Annotated in this window: 19 protein-coding genes; 9 read left to right on the plus strand and 10 right to left on the minus strand. The window is 69.2% G+C overall.

Going from position 1 to position 22,018, the window contains the following annotated elements:
- Positions 1–51: 51 nt before the first annotated feature.
- From ACQPYM_RS22565 to ACQPYM_RS22600, 8 genes are all read right to left on the minus strand, one after another.
- Complete coding sequence (locus ACQPYM_RS22565; protein ID WP_433003055.1) at positions 52–1,008, minus strand: tRNA (adenine-N1)-methyltransferase; 957 nt, start codon at positions 1,006–1,008, stop codon at positions 52–54.
- A gap of 39 nt (positions 1,009–1,047) precedes the next feature.
- Complete coding sequence (locus ACQPYM_RS22570; RefSeq protein WP_433003058.1) at positions 1,048–2,199, minus strand: M50 family metallopeptidase; 1,152 nt, start codon at positions 2,197–2,199, stop codon at positions 1,048–1,050.
- Between the two features lie 35 nt (positions 2,200–2,234).
- Positions 2,235–3,083: an intradiol ring-cleavage dioxygenase gene (locus ACQPYM_RS22575; RefSeq protein ID WP_433003061.1), complete on the minus strand. Its 849-nt coding sequence runs from the start codon at positions 3,081–3,083 to the stop codon at positions 2,235–2,237.
- A gap of 90 nt (positions 3,084–3,173) precedes the next feature.
- On the minus strand, positions 3,174–4,040 hold the full coding sequence (locus ACQPYM_RS22580; RefSeq protein ID WP_433003064.1) for a carbohydrate ABC transporter permease: 867 nt from the start codon (positions 4,038–4,040) through the stop codon (positions 3,174–3,176).
- Positions 4,037–5,032 carry an ABC transporter ATP-binding protein gene (locus tag ACQPYM_RS22585; RefSeq protein ID WP_433003067.1) on the minus strand — a complete coding sequence of 332 codons (996 nt, stop codon included), beginning with the start codon at positions 5,030–5,032 and terminating at the stop codon, positions 4,037–4,039. The genes ACQPYM_RS22580 and ACQPYM_RS22585 overlap by 4 nt, the downstream gene beginning before the upstream one ends.
- Positions 5,029–6,300: an ABC transporter substrate-binding protein gene (locus tag ACQPYM_RS22590; protein ID WP_433003070.1), complete on the minus strand. Its 1,272-nt coding sequence runs from the start codon at positions 6,298–6,300 to the stop codon at positions 5,029–5,031. The genes ACQPYM_RS22585 and ACQPYM_RS22590 overlap by 4 nt, the downstream gene beginning before the upstream one ends.
- Complete coding sequence (locus ACQPYM_RS22595) at positions 6,297–7,073, minus strand: carbohydrate ABC transporter permease (protein ID WP_433003073.1); 777 nt, start codon at positions 7,071–7,073, stop codon at positions 6,297–6,299. Before ACQPYM_RS22595 ends, ACQPYM_RS22590 begins: the two co-directional genes overlap by 4 nt.
- Before the next feature lie 73 nt (positions 7,074–7,146).
- On the minus strand, positions 7,147–9,456 hold the full coding sequence (locus ACQPYM_RS22600; RefSeq protein ID WP_433003076.1) for a WD40/YVTN/BNR-like repeat-containing protein: 2,310 nt from the start codon (positions 9,454–9,456) through the stop codon (positions 7,147–7,149).
- Positions 9,457–9,629: 173 nt separating this feature from the next.
- On the opposite strand from ACQPYM_RS22600, the gene ACQPYM_RS22605 reads away from it, so the two are divergent.
- The 8 genes from ACQPYM_RS22605 to ACQPYM_RS22640 all read left to right on the plus strand — a co-directional run bounded on the left by ACQPYM_RS22605 (position 9,630) and on the right by ACQPYM_RS22640 (position 19,135).
- Positions 9,630–10,091, plus strand: coding sequence for a hypothetical protein (locus ACQPYM_RS22605; protein ID WP_433003079.1), 462 nt, complete (start codon positions 9,630–9,632; stop codon positions 10,089–10,091).
- A gap of 72 nt (positions 10,092–10,163) precedes the next feature.
- Positions 10,164–11,051 carry a RecB family exonuclease gene (locus tag ACQPYM_RS22610; protein ID WP_433003082.1) on the plus strand — a complete coding sequence of 296 codons (888 nt, stop codon included), beginning with the start codon at positions 10,164–10,166 and terminating at the stop codon, positions 11,049–11,051.
- 106 nt (positions 11,052–11,157) lie between these two features.
- Positions 11,158–12,843: a ribonuclease J gene (locus ACQPYM_RS22615; protein WP_433003085.1), complete on the plus strand. Its 1,686-nt coding sequence runs from the start codon at positions 11,158–11,160 to the stop codon at positions 12,841–12,843.
- A gap of 109 nt (positions 12,844–12,952) precedes the next feature.
- Positions 12,953–13,711, plus strand: a complete 759-nt coding sequence (locus ACQPYM_RS22620) for an ABC transporter ATP-binding protein (RefSeq protein ID WP_433003088.1) — start codon at positions 12,953–12,955, stop codon at positions 13,709–13,711.
- Complete coding sequence (locus ACQPYM_RS22625; protein ID WP_433003091.1) at positions 13,711–16,236, plus strand: ABC transporter permease; 2,526 nt, start codon at positions 13,711–13,713, stop codon at positions 16,234–16,236. Before ACQPYM_RS22620 ends, ACQPYM_RS22625 begins: the two co-directional genes overlap by 1 nt.
- A 96-nt stretch (positions 16,237–16,332) precedes the next feature.
- A complete protein-coding gene (locus ACQPYM_RS22630; RefSeq protein WP_433003095.1) occupies positions 16,333–17,091 on the plus strand; it encodes an IclR family transcriptional regulator in 759 nt (252 codons plus the stop codon).
- A 21-nt stretch (positions 17,092–17,112) separates the two neighbouring features.
- Positions 17,113–18,621 carry a glycerol kinase GlpK gene (gene glpK / locus ACQPYM_RS22635; RefSeq protein WP_433003098.1) on the plus strand — a complete coding sequence of 503 codons (1,509 nt, stop codon included), beginning with the start codon at positions 17,113–17,115 and terminating at the stop codon, positions 18,619–18,621.
- 115 nt (positions 18,622–18,736) lie between these two features.
- Positions 18,737–19,135, plus strand: a complete 399-nt coding sequence (locus ACQPYM_RS22640) for a hypothetical protein (protein ID WP_433003101.1) — start codon at positions 18,737–18,739, stop codon at positions 19,133–19,135.
- 14 nt (positions 19,136–19,149) lie between these two features.
- Here ACQPYM_RS22640 and ACQPYM_RS22645 read toward each other — a convergent pair whose 3' ends face one another.
- Positions 19,150–19,620 carry a nuclear transport factor 2 family protein gene (locus ACQPYM_RS22645; RefSeq protein WP_433003104.1) on the minus strand — a complete coding sequence of 157 codons (471 nt, stop codon included), beginning with the start codon at positions 19,618–19,620 and terminating at the stop codon, positions 19,150–19,152.
- A 72-nt stretch (positions 19,621–19,692) separates the two neighbouring features.
- Between ACQPYM_RS22645 and ACQPYM_RS22650 the strand changes: the two genes are divergently transcribed.
- The gene (locus ACQPYM_RS22650) at positions 19,693–20,199 is read left to right on the plus strand and encodes a winged helix-turn-helix transcriptional regulator (protein ID WP_433003107.1); all 507 of its coding nucleotides are present in this window, start codon (positions 19,693–19,695) and stop codon (positions 20,197–20,199) included.
- A gap of 74 nt (positions 20,200–20,273) precedes the next feature.
- Here the strand turns inward: ACQPYM_RS22650 and ACQPYM_RS22655 are convergent, their stop codons facing one another.
- Positions 20,274–21,986, minus strand: a complete 1,713-nt coding sequence (locus ACQPYM_RS22655; protein ID WP_433003110.1) for a glycerol-3-phosphate dehydrogenase/oxidase — start codon at positions 21,984–21,986, stop codon at positions 20,274–20,276.
- Positions 21,987–22,018 lie beyond the last annotated feature (32 nt).

The following is a 22,018-nucleotide window of genomic DNA, read 5'->3' on the forward strand; positions in this document are numbered from 1 at the left end:
TCGACCCTATGGACCTTACCCAGAAAACCTCACTGAGCAAGCCGAATCCCATCACGTGTCGGTTGCGGATGATTCCGTTGTCCCCGGCACCTGCGAGGGGGTATCGGACTTGCGGGGTCCGGAATAGTCGTCGCCGTACGCGCCGGGCGCCGGGCGGCGCTTCTTCCGCGGCGCCTGTACGCCGGGCGCCATCCGCCGCGCGGTGACCAGGAACGCGGTGTGACCCTGCATCCGGTGCCCCGGCCGCACGGCCAGCCCCTCGACGTGCCAGTCCCGCACCAGCGACTCCCAGGCCCGCGGCTCGGTGAACTCGCCGTGCGCCCGCAGCGTCTCCACGACCCGGCTCAACTGGGTCGTGGTGGCGACGTACGCGCAGAACACCCCACCGGGCACCAGAGCGGCCGCGACGGCGTCAACGCACTCCCAGGGGGCCAGCATGTCCAGTACGACGCGGTCGACGTCCTGCTCGTCCAGCGACTCGACCAGGTCACCGACCTGCAGCCGCCAGGCCGGGTGCTCCGCGCCGAAGAAGCCGGTGACGTTCTTGCGGGCCACCTCGGCGAAGTCCTCGCGGCGTTCGTACGAGATCACCTGGCCGTGGATGCCGACCGCCCGCAGCAGCGCGGTGGTCAGTGCGCCCGAACCGGCTCCGGCCTCGACCACCTTCGCGCCGGGGAAGATGTCGGCCATGGTCACGATCTGGGCGGTGTCCTTGGGGTAGATCACCGCCGCGCCACGCGGCATCGACACCGAGTAGTCGGCCATCAGCGGCCGCAGCGCGAGGTACTCGACGCCACCCGCGGACCGGACCACCACGGCGTCCGGGCCGTCGATCAGCTCGTCGTGCGCGATGCCGCCCTTGGTGGTGTGGAAGATCTTCCCCCGCTCCAGGAACACCGAGTGCCGGCGCCCCTTCGAGTCGGACAGCGTCACCCATTCGCCGGCTTGCAGCGGCCCGTGGTGCACCCCGGAGAAGGAAGCATCAGGAAAATCACGAAGATCAGACATAAGAGGGCTCACCCTACTTCGCCACCGCTGACCTCCCCGTCAGCGGGAGCGGAAGGCCTGTTCGACGTCGGCGGTGGCGAGCACGCCGTAGACGCCGCCGTTGGCGTCGAGCACCAGGTACTCCGAGGCCGGGTTCTTGCGGAGCATGCCCAGGATCTCCTCACCGGTGTCGTTGATGCCGATGATGTGGCCCGCGCTGATCCGGGTGGCGACCTCGCCGACCGTGGTCCACGGGCGCTGGTTCGGCGGCACCGCACTGACAGCCGCCTCCGAGACGAGCGCGTGCGGCTTGTCCTGGCCGTCGGTGACCACCACGGCACCGGCCTGCGCCCCGATCGCGAGCCGGACCGCCTCGGAGATCGGCGTACCGGCGTGTACTGCGATGGCGCGACGGGCCAGGGTGCGCACCTGCAGGGCGGGCAGCTTGCGCCGGAGCCGCGCCTGCATCAGGGACGCGGTGGAGCCCATCCAGAGGAAGAACCCGATCGCCAGGGCGATGATGTAGTCGATCACGGTCGGCTGCCGGTCGAAGAGCTCCCGCATGAGCACCGGCGCCGCCAGGACCGCCATCGCGAGCACCCGTCCCGCCCAGGCCGCCGCGATGGTGCCGGTGTGCATGTTGCCGGTCAGCTTCCACACGAACGCCCGCAGCACCCAGCCGCCGTCCAGCGGCAGGCCGGGCAGCAGGTTGGTGACGCCGACGATCAGGTTGGCGATCGCGAGGTTGAACAACGCGACGTGCGCGACGCCCTCGTCCACCGCCCGCGAGCCGGCGTACGCGAGTCCGCCGACCAGCAGCGAGGCCAGCGGGCCGACGATCGAGATGGCGAACTCCTCGAACGGGCTCTTGCGCTCCCCCTCGATGTGGGTGCCGGCCGCGAAGAACCCGAGGTTGATCTCGGTCACCGGGATGCCGAACCGCAGCGCGACCAGCGCGTGGGCCAGCTCGTGCAGCAGGATCGACGCGGTGAACGCGACCACGAAGCCGAACGACGCGACGTACCGCCAGCTGCCCAGCTCCGGGAACTGCGCGCCCATGATGTTGGAGAAGCCCAGCGCCAGCAGTACGGCCACCGGCAACCAGGTGAACCTCATGGTGAGCTTGATGCCGCGGACGCTACCGATCACCCAGGTACCGGGGGTTGGACCGGCAGGCTGGGCGGGACTCTGGGGATCACGCGACTCGGACATCGAGGCAACGCTACTGGTCCGGCGGTAACCGCGCGCTACACACCCACGGTGAGCCGCGCTTGGTACCCCGCCTGAACACTGCCGGTGGTGGTCGCCATCTGGTGCTCAGCACCGTCGTCGCGGAACACCATGTCGTTCTCCAGCGACGTTCTGGCCATGTTCTGCGAGCTGCCGTCGTACCCGGAGGAGGCGTAGACGGTGTTGCACACGTCGGCCGGCAGGGCCAGCTGTGAGGTCGACTTGATCTTCCCGGCAGCGGTGGCCTCGGACAGCGACGAGTACACCTCGAAGTGGATGTGCGGCCACCTTCCCTGGTACGCGCCGGGGAAGACCGTGGTGAAGGTGACCTTGCCCTGCGCGTCAGCCGCCTGTACTCCGCGGAGGTAGTTCTCCTCGCCGATCTCGTCGTCGTAGAGCGAGTAACGGCCCTCCGCGTCGCAGTGCCAGATGTAGACCGCCGCACCCGGCAACGCGGTGTCCTTGGCGGCGTCCATGATCAGCAGCTCGACGGTGAGCGGGACACCGGTCGCCACTCCGGAGGCGGAACCGAAGCTCTTGGTGATGTCACTCCGCACGATGCCGGACTCGGTCAGGACGTTCGGGCCGTTCGACCCGTCGCCCGGGTAGGGCCCGGCGGTCTCCTCGGGGATCTCGTCGACGTTGGTCGGGGTGGAGGCGCCGGTGGTCGGAGTACCAGAGGTGGTGCTGGCCGACGGGTCGCTGGCCGATGGAGTGCCGGCCGACGGGGTGCTCCCGCCTGGGGCGGCCTCGTCGGCGGAGCAGCCGGCGACTACCGCCAGGCCCGCTCCCGCGAGCAACCGGAGGACGTTCCGCCGTCGCAGTATGCCCAGGTCGTGCTCCAGGCCCAGGTCGTGTTGGTGCATTTCTTGTCTCCTCAGCTCGCTTACGACTCCACCATGCCGACCGAGGCCGATGGTTGGCCGAAAGTCCGCTGGGAGTTCGCTGTGAGCCGCCTACTGCCGGGTCCGCTGGCGAGCGGCCAGGCGTGCCGCGATCCAGAGCGGGAGCGCGGCCGCGACAGCGGTGAGCACGAGCAGAGTCACCGACAGGGTGCTCGCGTAGCCGAGTTCGCCGTACTCGAAGGCCCGGCGGTAGATCAGCAGCGGCGCGGTCAGGGTCGCGTTGACCGGCCCGCCGCCGGTGACGAGCAGGGCCGGGACGAACGCGTTCTGTACGACGACGACCACGTCCCGCACTGCCAGGACGATCACGATGGGCGCCATCACCGGCAGCGTCACCCGCGTCATCGCGAACCAGGCGGACCCACCTTCCAGCTCGATCGCCTCGTGCAGTCGCGCGGGAATAGCGATCCGGGCGGCCAGTGCGACCGTGAACGCCTCGCCGACCTGGAAGGCCATCACCAGCACCAGCCCCAGCCGGGCTCCCCACGGCGTCGTGAGGAAGCCGGGATCGGGGACGCCCAGCGCACCGAGCAGGGCGGGCAAGGGCCCGTACAGCGGGTTGAGGATCCACAGCCACAGCAGAGCCCAGGCGGCGTCGGGGATGACAGATGGCAGGTACGCCGACGTCCGGCCGACCGTTGTCGTCGCTCCACGCCCGCGGGCGAGCAGCAACGCGGCCCCGATCGCCAGAAGCAGCCGAAGCGGCACAACAACCGCGGCAACCAGCCCACTGACCCCCACAGCGCTCCAAAACGCGCCGTCCCCCATCACCCGGACGAAGTTGTCCACCCCGGTGAACTCCGGCCCCCGAAACCCGAAGTAGTCACTGAACGCCAGCACCCCAGCCAACCCCAACGGAACCAGCACCAGCAGCGCCGACCCCAGCAGGTACGGAACGGCGAGCGGCGACCGCCTCATCGCCGCTGACCACTCAGTGCATCGAAGTGATGTTCGTCTTCAGGCCGCCAGACCACGGATACCTGCTCGCCGACCTGCGGGACGTCGCTCAGAGGCAACCGCGCAAGCAACTCACTGTCGGTCTGGATCCGGACCAGGCACTCCTCGCCAGCTGGCTCTACAGCAACCACCCTGCCCGGGCGCCCACCTCCGGGGTCCCCACACAGCCGGACCCGTTCGGGGCGGACGCCGACGACTACGCCGTCGACTGCAGGTAGCAGGTTCATTGGTAGCGGGCCGACTATGCGGGCTACTGCTGTTGTTGCGGGACGGGCGTAGAGGGCGGCGGGTGTGTCGCACTGGAGTACGCGGCCGCCGTCCATCACCGCGACCCGGTCCCCCATCGCCATCGCCTCGAGCTGGTCGTGGGTGACGTGGACCATGGGAATCCCGAGCGACCGCTGCACCGCCCGGATCTCGCCGCGCATCCGCAGCCGCAACTCGGCATCCACCGACGCGAGCGGCTCGTCCAGCAGGCAGACCGACGGCACCCGGATCATCACCCGCGCCAGCGCCACTCGTTGCCTCTCGCCACCACTCAGCTCCCCCGGCATCCGCCGCAGCAGGTGCTCGACATCAAGACTGCGCGCCACCTCCACGACCCGCGCCTCGACCTCACGTCGCCGCGCACCGCGCGCCCGTTCGCCGATCCCGATGTTCGCCGCGACACTCAGATGCGGAAAAAGCGCGGCCTCCTGGAACACCATCGCGACATCCCGCCGGCCAGCCGGTACTCCGGTCACGTCCCGGCCGCCGATGATCACCTGCCCCGAATCAAGCGTCTCCAGCCCGCTGATCGCGCGCAGCAGCGTCGACTTGCCGGACCCGGACGGCCCGACGATGACGAGCAGCTCGCCGTCCGCCGCCTCGAGGTCGACCCCGTCGAGGGCCACCACCCGCGCCCCGCCGTGCGCCCGGAACACCTTGTGCGCGGCAACGACTCGCAGACTCATCGGCCTTTGAGCAGTGGGTCCGCCTGCTTCCGGATCTCGCCGAGCACCTGGTCGAGCGGTACGCCGTCCGAGAACGCCCGCTCGAGCTGGTTGCCGATGACATCCTCGACCTCCGGCCACGACGGCGTCACCGGCGTGTGCCTCAAGTGCGGGATCGCGTCGAGGAACACCTGGGACGACGCGGGCGCGCGGGTCGGGCTGAGGAAGGCCGGCGACGTCGCGACCGCGCGCAACGACGGTACGGTCCGTCCGCCGAGTGCCGTGATGGTCTGGCCCTGCTGACCGACGGCGTAGGCGATGAACTTCGCGGCGTCGTCCTGCTGCTTCGAGCTGCTCGCGACGCAGTACGCGTCGGAGTGCAGGACCGACGCGGGCTTGCCCAGTACGGGCAGGCCGGCCACGTCGAAGTCGAGCCCGCGTTGCTCCCGCAGCGCCGGGACCTCGACCCGCGAGCTCAGGAACATCGCCACCTTGCCGGTCATGAACTGCTCGTCCAGATCCTGCGCGGCGAACTGCGCCTTGGTCGGGGTAGCGCCCGTGCCGATGAGGTCGACGACGGCTTGGAGCGCGGCGCGGGCGCCGGGCTCGTGCAGCGTCGTACGGGTCGGGTTCTCGTCGTTGTCGACGATCGAGCCGCCGCTGCTCCAGATGAACGGCGCCATCCGGGTGATCGACGCGTCGATGCCGACGCCCTTCGTCTGCGCGGTGGTCAGAGCCTTGGCGATCGCTACGAACTCCGCCCAGGTCCAGCCCGCCTTGGGCGGGGCGATGCCTGCCTTCCGGAACAGTGTGCGGTTCCAGTACACAACGAGCGAGGAGATGTTCTGCGGCAGGCACTGCAGCTCACCGCGATAGCTGAACGCCTTCAGCGGCTCCTCGTAGTACCCGCCTCGGTCGAGCTTCTGCTGGTCGAGCAGCGGGCCCACCGGCGCGACCGCTCCGCGCTGCACGAAAGGCGCGTACTCGCGATAGTTGATCAGGAAGACGTCCGGCGCCTTACCCGACGCGAACGCCGTGAACAGCCGGGTCAGGTGGTCCGACCGGCCGACCGCGACCAGCTCGACCTCGCCGCCAGTTTCCTTCTGGTACGCCGAAACGAGGCTGCGGTAGACCGCTGCCTCCTCCGGCTCGGCCCGGACCTGCACGGTGATCTTCGCCGGCGGGCTACTCGCCTGGGGCTGGCCGGCCGCGTCCGGTTCCCCGGAGCAGGCGCTCACCGCGAGCAGCGCGGACACGGCCAGCGCGGCGAGCGCAGTACGGGCCCTCACGCGCGTTCCACGGTGGAGAAGAACGAGCGCTGGCCGATGCAGAAGGCGATCAGCGCGGGCGCGGTGACGATCACCGCGGCGGCGAGGTAGATCGGGTACAGAGCAGCCTCCATCTCGCTGAGGCTCCGCAGACCGAGCGCCACCGGCCAGTTGGCGGGTGACGACACGAGGGTCAGCGGATCCATGAACGTGGACCAGTAGAACAGGCCCGACAGCGCCGCGACCGCGACCACTGCCGGGCGCGCCAGCGGAATCGCGATCTGCCGCCAGACGGCGTACGGGCTCAGGCCTTCGAGGACGGCGGCTTCGAGCAACGAGCCGGGGATCCGCGAGTACGCCAGGGCGAACAGCAGCACATAGAACGGGGTGGTGCCCGCAAGAGACAACAGGGCGACAGTGAGTGGGGTGTCAGCGAGGCCCAGGCTGCGCAGCAGGACGACTCGCGGGACCCACAGCGCCGCGGCGGGCACCAGAAGCATGAGCACCGACAGGCCGATGAGCCAGCGGCGTACCTGGCCGCGGGCCGTGACGATCGCGAGGCCGGCCATGGAGGTCACGACGACAGTGACCGGTACGGCGACGACCACGAGCAGCAGGGAGTTCAGCAGGAGTCGTGCCAGCGGCATGAACCGCGGCACGGTCCAGTAGTTCGACCACTCAGCCGGGTTGGGCCACAGGTCAAGCCCGTCGGGAGGTGGCTGGAGTGGCCGCTGGAGGGATCCGAGCACCATGACGGCGAGTGGCGCGAGGAAGAGGGCCGACAGCGCGACCACCCCGAGGGTCCGCCAGGTGGCGGGCCGTCGGGGTGGCCGGCTGGTGCGTCGCAGGGTCGGCCCTTCGCGGTTCTCAGCCCGCGTCGGCGAGCGAGGTCGTCCAGATACTGCGGCCGTACGTCGCGGCGTACAGGGTCTGGCTGCCCGCCGGCAGGTCGATGTCGTTGATCGGGACCAGCGGCAGGTTGCCGCCGACCTTGACCCAGGTCTTGCCCAGGTTGGTGGTGCGGAAGACGCCGACGTCGGTGGCGATGAACAGCCAGGACTTCTTCGACGGGTGCCGGATGACATCGTTGATCGGCGCCTGCGGGATGCGGATGCCGGTGATGTCGGACCAGGTGCGGCCGCCGTCACGGGTCATCACGAGGTGCGGGTACGAGTCACCGGAGCGCCAGCCCGAGAAGCTGGCCCAGGCGATGGCCGGGTTCTGCGGGTCGACCGTGATGCGGGTGACCCAGCGGCCGGGGAACGACGGGCTCTGCAGCTTCTCCCAGGTCACCTGGTCGGGAGCGGCCATCGCGTTGCGGCTGACCCAGACCAGGCCGCTGTCGGTGCCGGCGTAGACCAGGTTGGGGTCGGCGTTCGTCGTACCGAGGGCCGTGACCGTCCCGAAGCCCGGAGCACGCGGCTCGGTGCCCTCGGTCAGGTCGGGGCTGATCCGCTGCCAGACCCGCTGGCCCGCATCGGTGTTGATCCGGCTCACGTACTCGCTGGCGCCGAACATGTGCCGCGGGTCGGCGGCGAATTCCAGCGGCGCCACCCAGTTCTTCCGCGCACCGGGAATCGTCATCACGAAGCCGGCGCCGTCCACGAAGCCGCGGCAGCCGCCGTTCTGGAAGCAGCCGTAGTACTTGCGGTCGTTGGTCGGGTCGATCCGGTTCATCATCCCGTCGCCGCCGACGAAGTTGAACCAGTCCCCGTTGACGGTGTTGTCGGCCGCCCACGACTTCAGCGAGCCGTTGTCCTGCGAACCCGCGTTGACCCGCGAGCCGTCCTGGTGCGAGACGTCCATCGCGTAGAACTGCGTCACCGGCAGGTGCGGGGTCTTGGCCCACAGGCCGCGGGCCGCACCGTTCTGGGTCGACCAGTAGAAGCCGCCGTCGTTGCCGAGCATCACCTTGCCCGGAGTGAACGGATCCCACTCGAGACCGTGCTGGTCGGCGTGCACGGTCTGCGAGGTGGTCCAGGTGAGACCGCCGTCGAGGCTCTCGGCGAGGCTGACACCGGCCACGAAGACGTGCAGCGGGTTGACCGGATCGACGTACACGCGGCCGAACCACCAGGCGAACCCGCCGCTGATGGATTGCAAGGTGCCGCCGGTCGTCGGTCCGACCGCGGTCCAGGTCGCGCCGGCGTCGGCGCTGGTGAAGAAGCCGTTGAAGTTGCCGCCGGCGGCACTCGAGATGAGGTAGGCGCGGTTGGGATCGCTGTCACTGAAGTCGACGCCCATCCGGCCGACGTACGTCGCCGTGTTCGGCTGGCCCTCGACGTCGGTGCTCTGCGGCAGCGGCGCCTGGTGGATGTTCGTCCAGGTCCGGCCGGCGTCGGTCGAGCGGTAGAGGAACGAGTTCTTGCCGTAGATCCGCGACTTCTCGTCCCGGATCTTGTCCCAGGTGGTGGCCAGCATGATGTCCGGGTTGGACTTGTTGATGCTCACGTCGATCGCGCCCGTGCTGGCGCTGTCCGGGACGATCACCCGGGTCCAGGTCAGGCCGCCGTTCTCGGTCATGAACAGGCCGCGGGTCGGCTCGGTGTCGTGCAGCGCGCCCATCACGGCGACGAAGACCCGGTCGTCGTCGCGCGGGTCGATGACGATCTGGCCGATCGTGTCGCCGGTCTTCAGGCCCATGTTGGACCACTTGGCGCCGCCGTCCTTCGACTTGTAGACGCCCTTGCCGTAGTACGCCGAACCGCCGCCGTGGTCGGGCTCGCCCGTACCGGCCCAGACGACGCCCTTGGAGTCGACGGCGACAGCGCCCATCGACTGGGGCAGCTGGTCGTCCCACGCGGTGGCGAAGGTCGCGCCACCGTTGTAGGACCGCCACAGGCCGCCGGTACCGGTGGCGATGTAGACGACGTCCTTGGTGGTCGGGTCGGCGGCGACGTCACGGATCCGGCCGCCGATGTTGCTCGGGCCCAGGCCCTTCCAGACCTGGTCGGTGCTCGGCGACTTCATCGCCACGTCACTCATCTGCTTGGACTGTGTCAGCGCCGACTCGATGGCGGCGTCCGGGAGGGAGCCGTCCGGGTTGGCGCGCTGCTGGTACATCCACTCCTCGGCGCCTACCGGATCAGCGGTCGCGGCCGACTCCACGGACGGCGCTACGCCACCGCTGTCGGGACCGGCGGCCGAGACGACACCACCACCCACCAAGGCGGTCACCGCCGCCACGGCGATCAAGGGAACAAGGGATTTCCTGCGCATGGCCACGCGTGCCTCCAGGAGAACAGGGGCGCCCCACGCGCCACGATGCGCGGTCACGGTAACACCGGGCAACCCACATTTCACTGGCTTACGACCCTTGCAATCCCGGCGCGCACCCTACAGTTGGCGCCATGGTCGTCCGGGCGCTGATCGCAACGACTGCTGCCGTGTCGGCCGTCCTGCTGGCCGGGTGCTCCGGCAGCGACGCCAAAGGTGCGTGCCCGACGCCCGCTACCGCTCCCCCGGCCGAGACCGCGCTGCTGCCTGCCGGGTTGACCTTCAGCAGCTTCGCTACGGTCACCCACGTGCAGAAAACCCAAGGGCACCTGACCGTGCGGGCGGTCACCGCGAAGCCCATCGACGAGGTGACCGTTCTGATCCAGGACGCCGTCACCGCCGTGGGCTATCGCCCCGCCGGGATGGACAACGAGGGCTTCGAGGCCGAGGTGTTCTTCACCGCCGGCAAGTACGCCGCCGGCCAGGCCCTGGTACGCCGGGCCGCCTGCGAAGGTCAGTGGGACATCGACCTCGTCCTCATCGACCCGGCCGCGGTCCCGTCCCCGACCCCTGGGCCGAGCTCGCCCAAAAGGTGAGCGTCGGGAGGTTGTCCACAGCCCCAGCGCGGTGGGCACCAACTGTCGGTGGTCTGGCCTAGCCTTGCGGGCATGAGCGTTGCAGCAGCAGTCGACCCACACGGCCACCCGAGCGGAGCGCTGTCTCCGTCCCGGGCCGCGGACTTCATGAGCTGCCCGCTCAAGTACCGGTTCCGCGTGATCGACCGGTTGCCGGAGAAACCGTCCTCCGCGGCGGTCCGCGGCACGGTGGTGCACGCCGTACTGGAGCGGCTTTTCGATCTGCCCCGCGGCCAGCGAACTCTCGAGCAAGCCACCGAGATGGTCGAGCCACAGTGGCAGCGGCTGCTCGAGGCCGAGCCCGAGGTCGCGGAGCTGTTCGCCGAGGACGCCGACGGCGCGGAGCTGGCCAAGTGGCTGGCCGAGGCCCACCAACTACTCGGCAAGTACTTCGCCCTCGAAGATCCGAACCTGCTCGAGCCGGCCGAGCGCGAGCTGTACGTCGAGACCGAACTGGAGTCGGGCCTGACCCTCAGGGGCTATGTCGACCGTCTCGACGTCGCGCCGACCGGTGAGATCCGGGTGGTCGACTACAAGACCGGCCGTTCGCCGTCGGAGTTCTTCGAGGCGAAGGCGCTGTTCCAGATGAAGTTCTACGCCCTCGTGCTGTGGCGGCTGCGCGGCGTCGTACCGGCGATGCTGCAACTGGTCTATCTCGGCAACGGCGAGATCGTCCGCTACGTCCCCGACGAGGCGGACTTGCGCGCTTGTGAACGCAAGGTCGGGGCGCTCTGGACGGCGATCACCCGGGCGCTGGACTCCGGCGACTGGCGACCGAGCCCCGGACCGCTGTGCGACTGGTGCGACCACAAGGCCCTCTGCCCGTCCTGGGGCGGTACTCCGCCCCCGCTGCCGTCCCGTTCGGTGGAAGAGGTGGCCCGGGAATCGGCGGGCGTGGATCTGGTCGGAGTGGACGGATGAGGCCCCTCGGCGACCGGCTGCGGACGCCTGTTAGCACCTGCCTGAGTTTCTGCTCACACCCGGTCGATGCCAGGGACAACCACCCGGTTCGGATACGGTCCGCAGTATGAGTCATCCGCATCCCGATCTCGGCCAGCCGCCTCGCCTCCCCGACAACGCCCTGCGCGTGGTCGCTCTGGGCGGTCTCGGCGAGATCGGCCGCAACATGACCGTGTTCGAGCACCGCGGCCGGTTGCTGATCGTCGACTGCGGCGTGCTGTTCCCCGAGGAGCACCAGCCCGGCGTCGACGTGATCCTGCCGGACTTCGGCTGGATCCGGGACCGGCTGGACAAGATCGACGCGATCGTCCTCACGCACGGTCACGAGGACCACATCGGCGGCGTCCCGTACCTGCTGAAGGAGCGCGCCGACATTCCTGTGGTCGGCTCCAAGCTGACCCTGGCGTTCATCACCTCCAAGCTCAAGGAACACCGGATCACGCCGAAGACGATCGAGGTCAAGGAAGGCGAGCGGCGCCGGCTCGGTCCGTTCGAGACCGAGTTCTTCGCCGTCAACCACTCGATCCCGGACGGTCTCGCGGTGGCGATCCGGACCAAGGCCGGCGTCGTCCTGCACACCGGTGACTTCAAGATGGACCAGTTCCCGCTGGACCGCCGGCTCACCGACCTGCGCGGCTTCGCCAAGCTCGGCGAGGAGGGCGTGGACCTGTTCCTGACCGACTCGACGAACGCCGACGTACCCGGCTTCACGGTCGCCGAGAAGGACCTCGGCCCCGCGATCGACACCGTCTTCCGGACCGCACCCGGCCGGATCATCGTGTCCAGCTTCGCCAGCCACGTGCACCGGATCCAGCAGGTGCTCGACGCGGCCAAGGCCGGCGGCCGCAAGGTCGCCTTCGTCGGCCGCTCGATGGTGCGCAACATGGGCATCGCCGGCGACCTGGGCTACCTGAAGATCCCGAAGGGCCTGATCGTCGACCTGAAGGAACTGGAGAAGCTCCCCGACCGCAAGGTCACGCTGGTCTGCACCGGCTCGCAGGGTGAGCCGATGGCCGCGCTGGCCCGGATGGCCAACCGCGACCACATGATCCGGATCGGCGACGGTGACACCGTGCTGATGGCCAGCTCGCTGATCCCGGGCAACGAGAACGCGATCTACGGCCTGATCAACGGCCTCACCCGCTGGGGTGCGAACGTCGTCCACAAGGGCAACGCGAAGGTGCACGTCTCCGGCCACGCGAGCGCGGGCGAGCTGGTCTACTGCTACAACCTGGTCAAGCCCCGCAACGTGATGCCGGTGCACGGCGAGTACCGGCACCTGAAGGCGAACGCGGCGCTCGCCGTCAGCACCGGCGTACCGGAGGACCGGGTGATCATCGCCGAGGACGGCGTGGTCGTCGACCTGGACAAGGGCCGCGCCCGGATCACCGGCAAGGTCGAGGCCGGCTACGTCTACGTCGACGCGATGACGGTCGGCGGAGTCACCGAGGCGAACCTGAAGGACCGGCGCGCGCTGGCCGAGGAAGGTGTCGTCACGGTCGTCATGCTGGTCGATGCCAACACCGGCCGGCTGGCCGAGCCGCCGGACTTCCTGGCCCGCGGCTTCGTCCACGACGACACCACGTTCAAGGACGTCATCCCGGTCATCGAGGACACCTTGGCCAAGGCGGCGTCCGAAAGCATCGGCGACGCCAACGCCCTGGAAGAACTCGTCGGCCGAGCCGTAGGCAACTGGACCTGGCGCCACTGGCGCCGCCGCCCGGTAGTAATCCCCGTCGTCATCGACGCCTGACCCGCACTCGCACCCGGCAGCCCAGCGAACACCACAGACAACGAAGTAGTTCGTGGTTGAGGTGGGCTGACGGGGTGGCGGGAACCTGAGGGCAGCTAGCGTTCTGGGTGTGACGGTGAGAGTTGTTGAGCAGGGTGCGGCTGTTCGGACTGCTGCGTTGGGGAAGAGCTACGGGAGTGGCGACACCCGGGTGGATGCGCTGGTGGATGTCAGCCTGGAGTTCGGCAAGGGCCGGTTCACCGCGATCATGGGGCCGTCCGGGTCGGGGAAGTCGACCTTGCTGCACTGTCTGGCCGGGCTCGACCGGCCGACCACCGGGCAGGTGGTGCTCGGCGACGTCGAGCTCACCCGGCTCGACGAGAAGCGGCTCACGCACCTCCGCCGCGACCGGATCGGCTTCGTGTTCCAGGCGTTCAACCTGGTCCCGACCCTCACGGCGCTCGAGAACATCACGCTCCCCCTGGACCTGGCCAACCGCAAACCCGACGCGGAGTGGCTCGACAAGGTGATCACCACGATCGGCCTGCAGGACCGGCTCACCCACAAGCCGTCCGAGCTGTCCGGCGGTCAGCAGCAACGCGTCGCCTGTGCCCGCGCGCTCGCCTCCCGGCCCGACGTGGTGTTCGCCGACGAGCCGACCGGCAACCTCGACTCCCGCTCGTCCGCCGATGTGCTCGGCTTCCTGCACCGGTCGGTGCGCGAGTTCGGCCAGACGGTCGTGATGGTGACGCACGACCCGACCGCGGCGTCGTACGCCGATCGGGTGGTCTTCCTCGCCGACGGCAGGCTCCAGGACGAACTGCTCGACCCGACGGCGGAGTCCGTCCTGGACCGGATGAAGCAACTCGACACCCGGGAAGCGGGCTGATGCTTCGGCTCGGCCTGCGGTCGGTGCTCGCGCACCGGCTCCGTTTCGTCCTGTGCACGGTCGCCGTGGTGCTCGGCGTGGCCTTCGTCGGCGGCGCGCTGATCTTCACCGACACCCTCTCGGCCGCGCTCAAGAAGAACTTCGCCGGCAGCCCCGCCGACATCACCGTCACCCCGGTCGAAGCATTCAGGAGCAACGCCGGCCTGTCCGGCGCCCGCCCCGCCACGCTGTCCAGCGACCTCGCCAACCAGATCGCCAACGTCCCCGGCGTGGCCGGCACCGACCCGCAACTGCTCGCCGCCGGCGCCCAGGTGCTCGGCTCCGACGGTCAGCCGACCGACGCGTTCGGCCTTCCCACGTACGCCGGCAGCTGGCCGCGCGACGCGCGGACGGCGACCTTCCGCGTCCTAGACGGCAAGGCACCGTGGGGACAGCACGAGCTCGCGCTCGACCAGCCGACCGCCAAACGCGAGGGCTACGAGATCGGTGACCAGGTCAAGGTCGTCACCCCGGTCAAAGCGCTCACCGCCACCCTGACCGCGGTCACTTCCCCCAACACGTCCGGCCCGTCGGCGGGTGCCCCGCTGATCACCTTCGACGCGGCCACCGCCCAGCGGCTCCTCCTCGGCCGGGCCGGCTGGACCTCGATCACCGTCTCCGTCGAGCCCGGTCAGGACGTGCAAGCCGTCACCCAGGCGATCGCCAAGATCGTCGGCAAGAACGTCAGCGTCCGGACCGCGGCCCAGGTCGCGGCCGACAGCGAGAACGCGGTCGACAACACCTTCGGCGGGTTCACCGCCATCCTGTTGCTGTTCGCCGGGATCGCCTTGTTCGTCGGGACGTTCCTGATCATCAACACCTTCGCGATGCTCGTCGCGCAGCGGTCCCGTGAGCTCGCCATGGTGCGCGCGATCGGCGCGTCCCGGGCCCAGGTCACCTTCACCGTCCTCACCGAAGCGTTCGTGATCGGCGTAGCCGGTTCGACCCTCGGCCTGTTGCTTGGTGCTGCCGTGGCGGCCGGCCTGCAAGCGTTCTACAAGTCGCTGGATCTCGCCATCCCCGGCGCGAACCTCCAGATCAGCGCCGCGACAGTGATCGCCTGTTACGTCGTCGGCGTCGGCATCACCCTCTTCGCCGCCTACCCGGCCGCGCGCCGAGCCGGCCAGCTCTCCCCCGTCGCGGCAATGCGCGACGACGTCAGCGTCCCCGAACGCTCGCTGCTCGTCCGCCTCCTGATCGGCGGCTTCCTGTTGCTGATGACCGCCATCCTGGTCCCGATCGCGTTCACGCTGCAGGGCCTGTCGGCAACGATCCTGCTCGCCCTGGGCGCCGCTCTCGTGCTGGTCGGTGTGATCATGACCAGCCCCCTGATCAGCCGGTACGCCGTCCGCGCACTCATCGCGCCGTTCGGCCGCAAGGCGCCGGTCACCCTCGGCCGGCGCAACGCCGAGCGCAACCCGCGCCGGACCTCCGCGACCGCCTCGGCCCTGATGATCTCGCTGGCCCTGATCAGCGGCCTGGTCGTCATCGCGGCATCGGCGAAGGCCTCGATCAACCAGAGCCTGCAGGACGCGATCGGTACCGCCGAACTGCTGGTCAGCTCCGACGAGCCGTTCAGCAGCCAGGTCGGCGACACCGTCGCGAAGGTCCCCGGAGTCGCCTCCGTGCACCGCGTCCGGCAGATGCCGGGCGAGCTCGACGGCAACCGGATCACCGTGGCCGGCATCGACGACGGCACGATCGACGGCCCGATCACCACCACGTTCGACTCAGGCTCGGCGGACGGTTTGAAGGCCGGCGACGCGGTGGTCCCCCGCAACCTCGCCCGGCAGCTCGGCCTCGAGGTCGGCAAGAAGTACGTGCTCACCACGACCACCGGCAAGCACACCCTCCGGCTGACCGGCATCATCGCGCCGAACCGTCAGCTCAACGCCGTCATCCTGGCGATGCCCGCCTTCGTCCAGGCCGGCGGCGCCGGCACCGACAACACCCTGTACGTCGAAGTTGCCGACGGCACCGATCCCGGCACGGTCGGGCTGGCCGTCGCCCGTCAGCTGACCGACTACCCGGCCGTCCGGGTGCGTGACCAGCAGGCCTACGCGCAGACTCAGCGCCAACCGATCAACTTCGTGCTCGGCGCGATCGCGATGCTGCTCACCCTCGCCATCCTGATCGCCGTCCTCGGCATCGTGAACACCCTCGCACTCGGCGTGATCGAGCGGACCCGCGAGATCGGTCTGCTCCGCGCGATCGGCATGGACGGCCCGCAGTTGCGCCGGATGCTGCAGGTCGAGGCAATCGCGATCGCCCTGCTGGGAGCACTGCTCGGACTACTGATCGGTGTCCTGTTCGGCGCCGCCGTCCAGAAGGTGATGAAGGAGGACGGTCTCGGCGTCCTCGACATCCCCGTGCTCCAGTTGCTGATCGCCGTCCTGGTCACCGGCGCGGTCGGCGTACTGGCTGCGGTCTGGCCGTCCCGGCGGGCGGCCAAACTCGACGTACTGCGGGCGATCGCCACCGAGTAGCGAGCACGAGGGCGGCGAGCTCGGCTATTCGCTGTGGCGGGCGAACCGCGGCCACCAGGGGCAGCCATGACGCCTAATCGCGGGTAGCCTGCCGGTGTGCCGGGCAGTGTGCAGTCCATCGAGCGTGCCGCGGCCGTGTTGCGGCTGCTGGCGGCCGCGCCAAGCGGGTTGGGCGTCGCCGATCTGAGCAACGCCCTCGGCCTGGCCAAGGCGACCGTGCACGGCATTCTCAAGACGCTGCACCAGGTCGGATTCGTGGAGCAGGACCGCAGCGGCGCGCAGTACCGGCTCAGTGACGCGTTCGGGCGGCTGGGCGAGACCTACCTCGATCCGAACGAGCTGCGCAGCCGCGCGATCAACTGGGCCGACTCACTCGCCTCCCGCAGCGGTGAGGTCGTCCGCGTCGGCCGCCTGGTCGAGGGCAAGGTCGTCGTGGTCCACCACGTCTTCCGCCCTGACGACAGCGACCAGAACCTCGACGTCGGTACGACGCTGCCGCCGCACGCGTGCGCTCTCGGTAAAGCGGTGCTTGCCTTCGACGCGTCCGGAGCAGCCCGGCCACGCAAACTCGACGCCTACACGACCAGGACCATCACCGACCCGGCTCGGCTGGCCGAGGAGCTCGCCGCCGTACGGGCGAAGGGCTGGGCGGGTGAGTTCGAGGAGCACACTGTCGAGCTGGCCGGCATCGCCGCCCCGATCCGCGGCCTCGGCGGCCTGGTGGTCGGAGCGGTCGGGCTGACCGGCCGGATCGAACGCATCTGTGACAGCCGGCTGCGCCATCGCGCCGATCTGGTCACGATGGTGCGCGCCACCGCCGAGGCCATCGGCCGCGACCTGCGCGAGGACCGATGACCAAGTACCGAGGAGATACCGATGGCTGAGCAGTATGTCGCCGCGGTCGATCAGGGCACGAACTCCACCCGCTGCATCCTCTTCGACCGGCGGGGGCGGCTGGTCTCGGTCGCGCAACGCGAGCACAAGCAGTACTTCCCGAAGCCAGGCTGGGTCGAGCACGACGCTGCCGAGATCTGGCGCAACGTGACCCGGGTGGTGCCGTCCGCGATCCGGCAGATCGGCGCCGACGCGTCCCAGATCGTTGCCATCGGCATCACCAACCAGCGGGAGACCAGCCTGCTGTGGGATCGCAAGACCGGCCAGCCGATCGGTCATGCCGTGGTCTGGCAGGACACTCGCACGGACCGGCTCATCACCGAACTCGCCGGGGACGAAGGGCCCGACCGGTTCGCGGACCTGTGCGGCCTGCCGCTCACGACGTACTTCTCCGCGCCCCGGCTGCGCTGGATGCTCGACCACACGCCGGGCCTGCGGGAGCGCGCGAACCGTGGCGAGGTGCTGTTCGGCACGATGGAGAGCTGGCTGATCTGGAACTTCACCGGCGGCCCGGACGGCGGTCTGCACGCCACCGACGTGACGAACGCGAGCCGGACGATGCTGATGAACATCGAGACGCTCGAGTGGGACGACGAACTGCTGGCCGCGTTCGACGTACCGCGCACCGTTCTGCCCGAGATCCGGCCGTCGTCGGGAGTGTTCGCGACCGCGACCGCGGTGCTGCCCGGGGTACGGATCGGGGCGGCCCTCGGGGACCAGCAGGCCGCGTTGTTCGGGCAGACGTGTTTCAGTCCCGGTGAGGCGAAGTGCACCTATGGGACCGGGTCGTTCCTGTTGCTGCACACGGGCAAGGAGATCGTCCGGTCGACGCACGGCATGCTCACCACGGTCGCCTACCAGATCGGGTCGGAGCCCGCGGCGTACGCGCTGGAAGGGTCGATGGCGGTCACCGGCTCGCTGGTGCAGTGGTTCCGCGACGGGCTCGGGCTGATCCACACGGCCGCCGAGATCGAGACGCTCGCGCGGACTGTCGAGGACAACGGCGGCGCCTACATCGTGCCGGCCTTCTCCGGGCTGTTCGCGCCGCACTGGCGCAGTGAGGCGCGTGGCGTGATCGCCGGCCTCACGTCGTACATCACCAAAGGCCATCTGGCCCGGGCGGTGCTCGAGGCGACCGGCTTCCAGACGCTGGAGGTGGTCGACGCGATGAACGCCGACTCCGGGATCGCTCTGACCGCACTCAAGGTCGACGGTGGCATGACGGCGAACAACCTGCTGATGCAGTTCCTCGCCGACCTGCTCGACGTACCGGTGGTGCGGCCGATGGTGACCGAGACGGTGTCCCTCGGCGCCGCGTACGCCGCCGGGCTCGCGGTCGGCTATTGGCCGGATCTCGAAGGCCTGCGCAGCAACTGGCACCGCGCGGGTCAGTGGCTACCGCACATGGAGCCCGAGCGCCGCGCGACGGAGTACGCGAACTGGCAGGCCGCCGTCCAGCGCACCTTCGGCTGGATCCGCCCCGACCAGTAGACGTTTCGAGCAGGCTCGAAGAGCGGCAACCGTGATGTGGCTGTCAAACGCTTGATGCACTGGCGGCCTAGCGTCCATGGCGTTCGAAGAGTCAGTTCACACTCGGGAGAAAACCATGTCCTCAGTACGTCATCTCTTCATCGCCGCGGCACTCGGCACGGCCACTGTCATCGCCGGCCCGGCCGTCGCCGACGCAGCAACGCCTGCACCGGAAGGCATCCAGGCCGGCTTGAAGATCACGCACATCGTCTGTCACGAGCAGGAGGACTTCACCGGCGCCGACGACGCCTACCTGGTGCAGGACGGCAAGGTCCTGTGGAGCAGCCAGATGGTGACCGGCGACAGCAAGGACATCCAGGACGTTCCGGTCACCCAGGACAGGGTGCTCACGCTGATGGAGGGTGACGAGCCGGACGACGACGACAACCTCGGCGCGAAGCGCATCACCGGCGCCGGCGACTACCAGTTCACCGACGACGACGCCAGGTACACCGTCACCATCGCCAACCAGTAGCCCCTAGCCGGGCGTCAAGCGGCGGCGGGTTCTCGATCCGTGATCGGGGCGGCATGCGCCTCCTCGATCCCCGCCGCCGCCAGCCGGTCCAGGGTCCGCTCCAGGACGGCGGTGTCCTCCAGCGTGCGCACCTCGGTGATCTTCCCCCAGCGCATCCGGAGGAATTGGTGCACGACGTTCTGGTACCGCGTCCCGTCGGCCAGGCCGACGTCGACGGTGACCGCCGTCGCGACCCTGGTGTCCCACGGCCAGCCCGCAACCAGCACGTCCTGCACGTCGAACCTTGTCTCAGGCAACAATCTCTGACAGCGCGCCCACCAGCGCCGAAGCGCCTCGCGGGTGTGCCGCTCCCCCGACAACGCGTGGTCCCCGTAGAACCGGTAGGTGAAGGTCGGCGCCATCCCGGACACCATCGCCTCGGTGTTCCCCGCGCTGATCTCGGCGAAGGCCTGCCGGACCCGGCCGGCCACGAATCGGTGGTACATGCCGTTTCCTCTCCTCGGGAAACCCCAGCCTAGGAGGGTGAGTTCAATGACGCAACTTAGTAGGATGCGGTCATGCGCAACACGAGTTTCGCCGAGATGCACTGCTCGCTGGCCCAGTCGCTGGAGGTGATGGGCGACTGGTGGAGCCCACTGATCCTGCGCGACCTGTACCTGGGGCTGGACCGTTTCGACCAACTGGTCGGCGATCTGGGTATCTCGCGCAACCTGCTCACCGACCGTCTCGGCACGCTGATGGCGGCCGGGCTGGTCACGCGAGCGCCGTACCAGGAGAACCCGGTCCGCTACGCCTACTCCCTCACCCAGTCCGGACGGGAGCTGATCCCCGTGCTGATCGCCCTGACGGCATGGGGTGATCGGTGGGCCACCCCGCCAGCTGGACAACCCATCCGCTTCACTCACACGACGTGCGGCAAGTCCACGACCGCGACCGTTTGCTGCTCCGAGTGCTCTGGTGAACTCACCACCGACAACACAATCCCGTCTCCCGGCCCCGGCGGCCGCACCGCCCCCGGTACTGCGCTGATCGCCACGGCCCTGGGCGGCCCTTTGAGGGGTTAACCCCTCAAAGGGTGGGTTGCCTCCCGAGAATCCCAGGGGGCAACCCACCAACTGAGGGGTTGACCCCTCAGAGGTCAGGCGGGCGAGACGATGTCCGGGGCCTCGAGGCGGACCTTGTCGGCGGATTCGTCGTCGGGCTGGTCCTGGGAGTCGCGTTCGGACCGGACCCGCTGCTGGTAGAAGGAGACCTCGCGCTCGATCGTCGCCTCGTCCCAGCCGAGGATCGGGGCCATCAGCCGGGCCGCCGCTTCGGCTGCCTCGACCCCGCGATCCCACGCCTCGATGGAGATCCTGGTACGCCGGGCCAGCACGTCGTCGAGGTGACGAGCGCCTTCGTTCGTGGCGCCGTAGACGATCTCGGCCTTGAGGTAGTCCTGCGTACCGGGCAACTGCTCGCCCAGCGACGGATCCGCCTCGACCAGTGCGAGCACCTCGTCGATCAGTGCGCCGTACCGGTTGAGCAGGTGCTCGATCCGGGCCACGTGCAGCCCGGAGCGCCGCGCGATCAGGTGACGCTGGTTCCACATCGCGTGGTAGCCGTCGGCACCGACCAGCGGGGTGCTCTTGGTGACCGACTTGGGCACCCGGCCGTCGAGGGCATTCGCGGCCGCGTCGATGGCGTCCTTGGCCATCACCCGGTACGTCGTGTACTTGCCACCGGCAACAACCACCAGCCCGGGAGCCGCGTGCGCGACGACGTGCTCACGCGAGAGTTTCGACGTGCTCTCCGACTCCCCCGCCAGCAGGGGTCGGAGCCCGGCGTACACGCCCTCCACGTCCTCGCGCGTCAACGGTGTCACCAGCACTTCGTTCACGTGGTCGAGCAGGTACTCGATGTCTTTGCTGGTCGCGGCCGGGTGGGCCTTGTCCAGGTTCCAGTCGGTGTCGGTGGTGCCGATCAGCCAGTGCCGGCCCCACGGGATGATGAACAGCACGGACTTCTCGGTCCGCAGGATCATCCCGCTACTGGACTGGATCCGGTCCTTCGGCACCACCAGGTGGATCCCCTTCGACGCGCGCACGTGGTACTGCCCACGCTCGCCGACCATCGCCTGGGTGTCGTCGGTCCAGACACCGGTCGCGTTGACGACCTGCTTGGCCCGTACTTCGAACTCGCGCCCGCTCTCCAGGTCCTTCGCCTGGACACCGGTGACCCGCTCGCCCTGCCGGAGGAAGCCGGTCACCTTGACCCGGTTGGCGACATGAGCGCCGTACGACGCCGCAGTACGGGCCAGCTCCATCGTGTGGCGAGCGTCGTCGACCTGCGCGTCGTAGTACTGGAGTGCGCCGACCAGGGCCGACTTCTTGAGGCTGGGGACCAGCCGCATGGCTCCGCGCCGGGTGAGGTGCTTGTGGATCGGCAGGCCGGCGCCGAGACCCGAGCTGAGCGCCATGGCGTCGTACAGGGCGACGCCCGCGCCCGCATAGAACCGCTCCCACCACCTGTGCTGCAAGGGGTAGAGGAACGGCACTGGCTTGACCAGGTGCGGTGCCAGGCGTTGCAGGAGCAGTCCTCGCTCCTGCAACGCCTCGTGCACCAGCCGGAAGTCCAGCATCTCCAGGTAGCGCAGGCCACCGTGCACCAACTTGCTGGATCGGCTGGAGGTGCCGCTCGCGAAGTCACGAGCCTCCAGCAGTCCGGTGGTCAGGCCCCGGGTCGCGGCGTCGAGAGCCGACCCGGCGCCGACCACCCCGCCACCGATCACCAGGACATCGAGTTCCCGGCCGTCTGCCATCGCCTCGATGGCTTCGGTCCTCGCTTGCGGTGACAGTGCCACTGCGCCCACTGTGCTGTTCCTTCCGTCTATCGCCTTGTACT

Source organism: Kribbella sp. CA-294648 (assembly GCF_050943845.1).
Lineage (GTDB): Bacteria > Actinomycetota > Actinomycetes > Propionibacteriales > Kribbellaceae > Kribbella.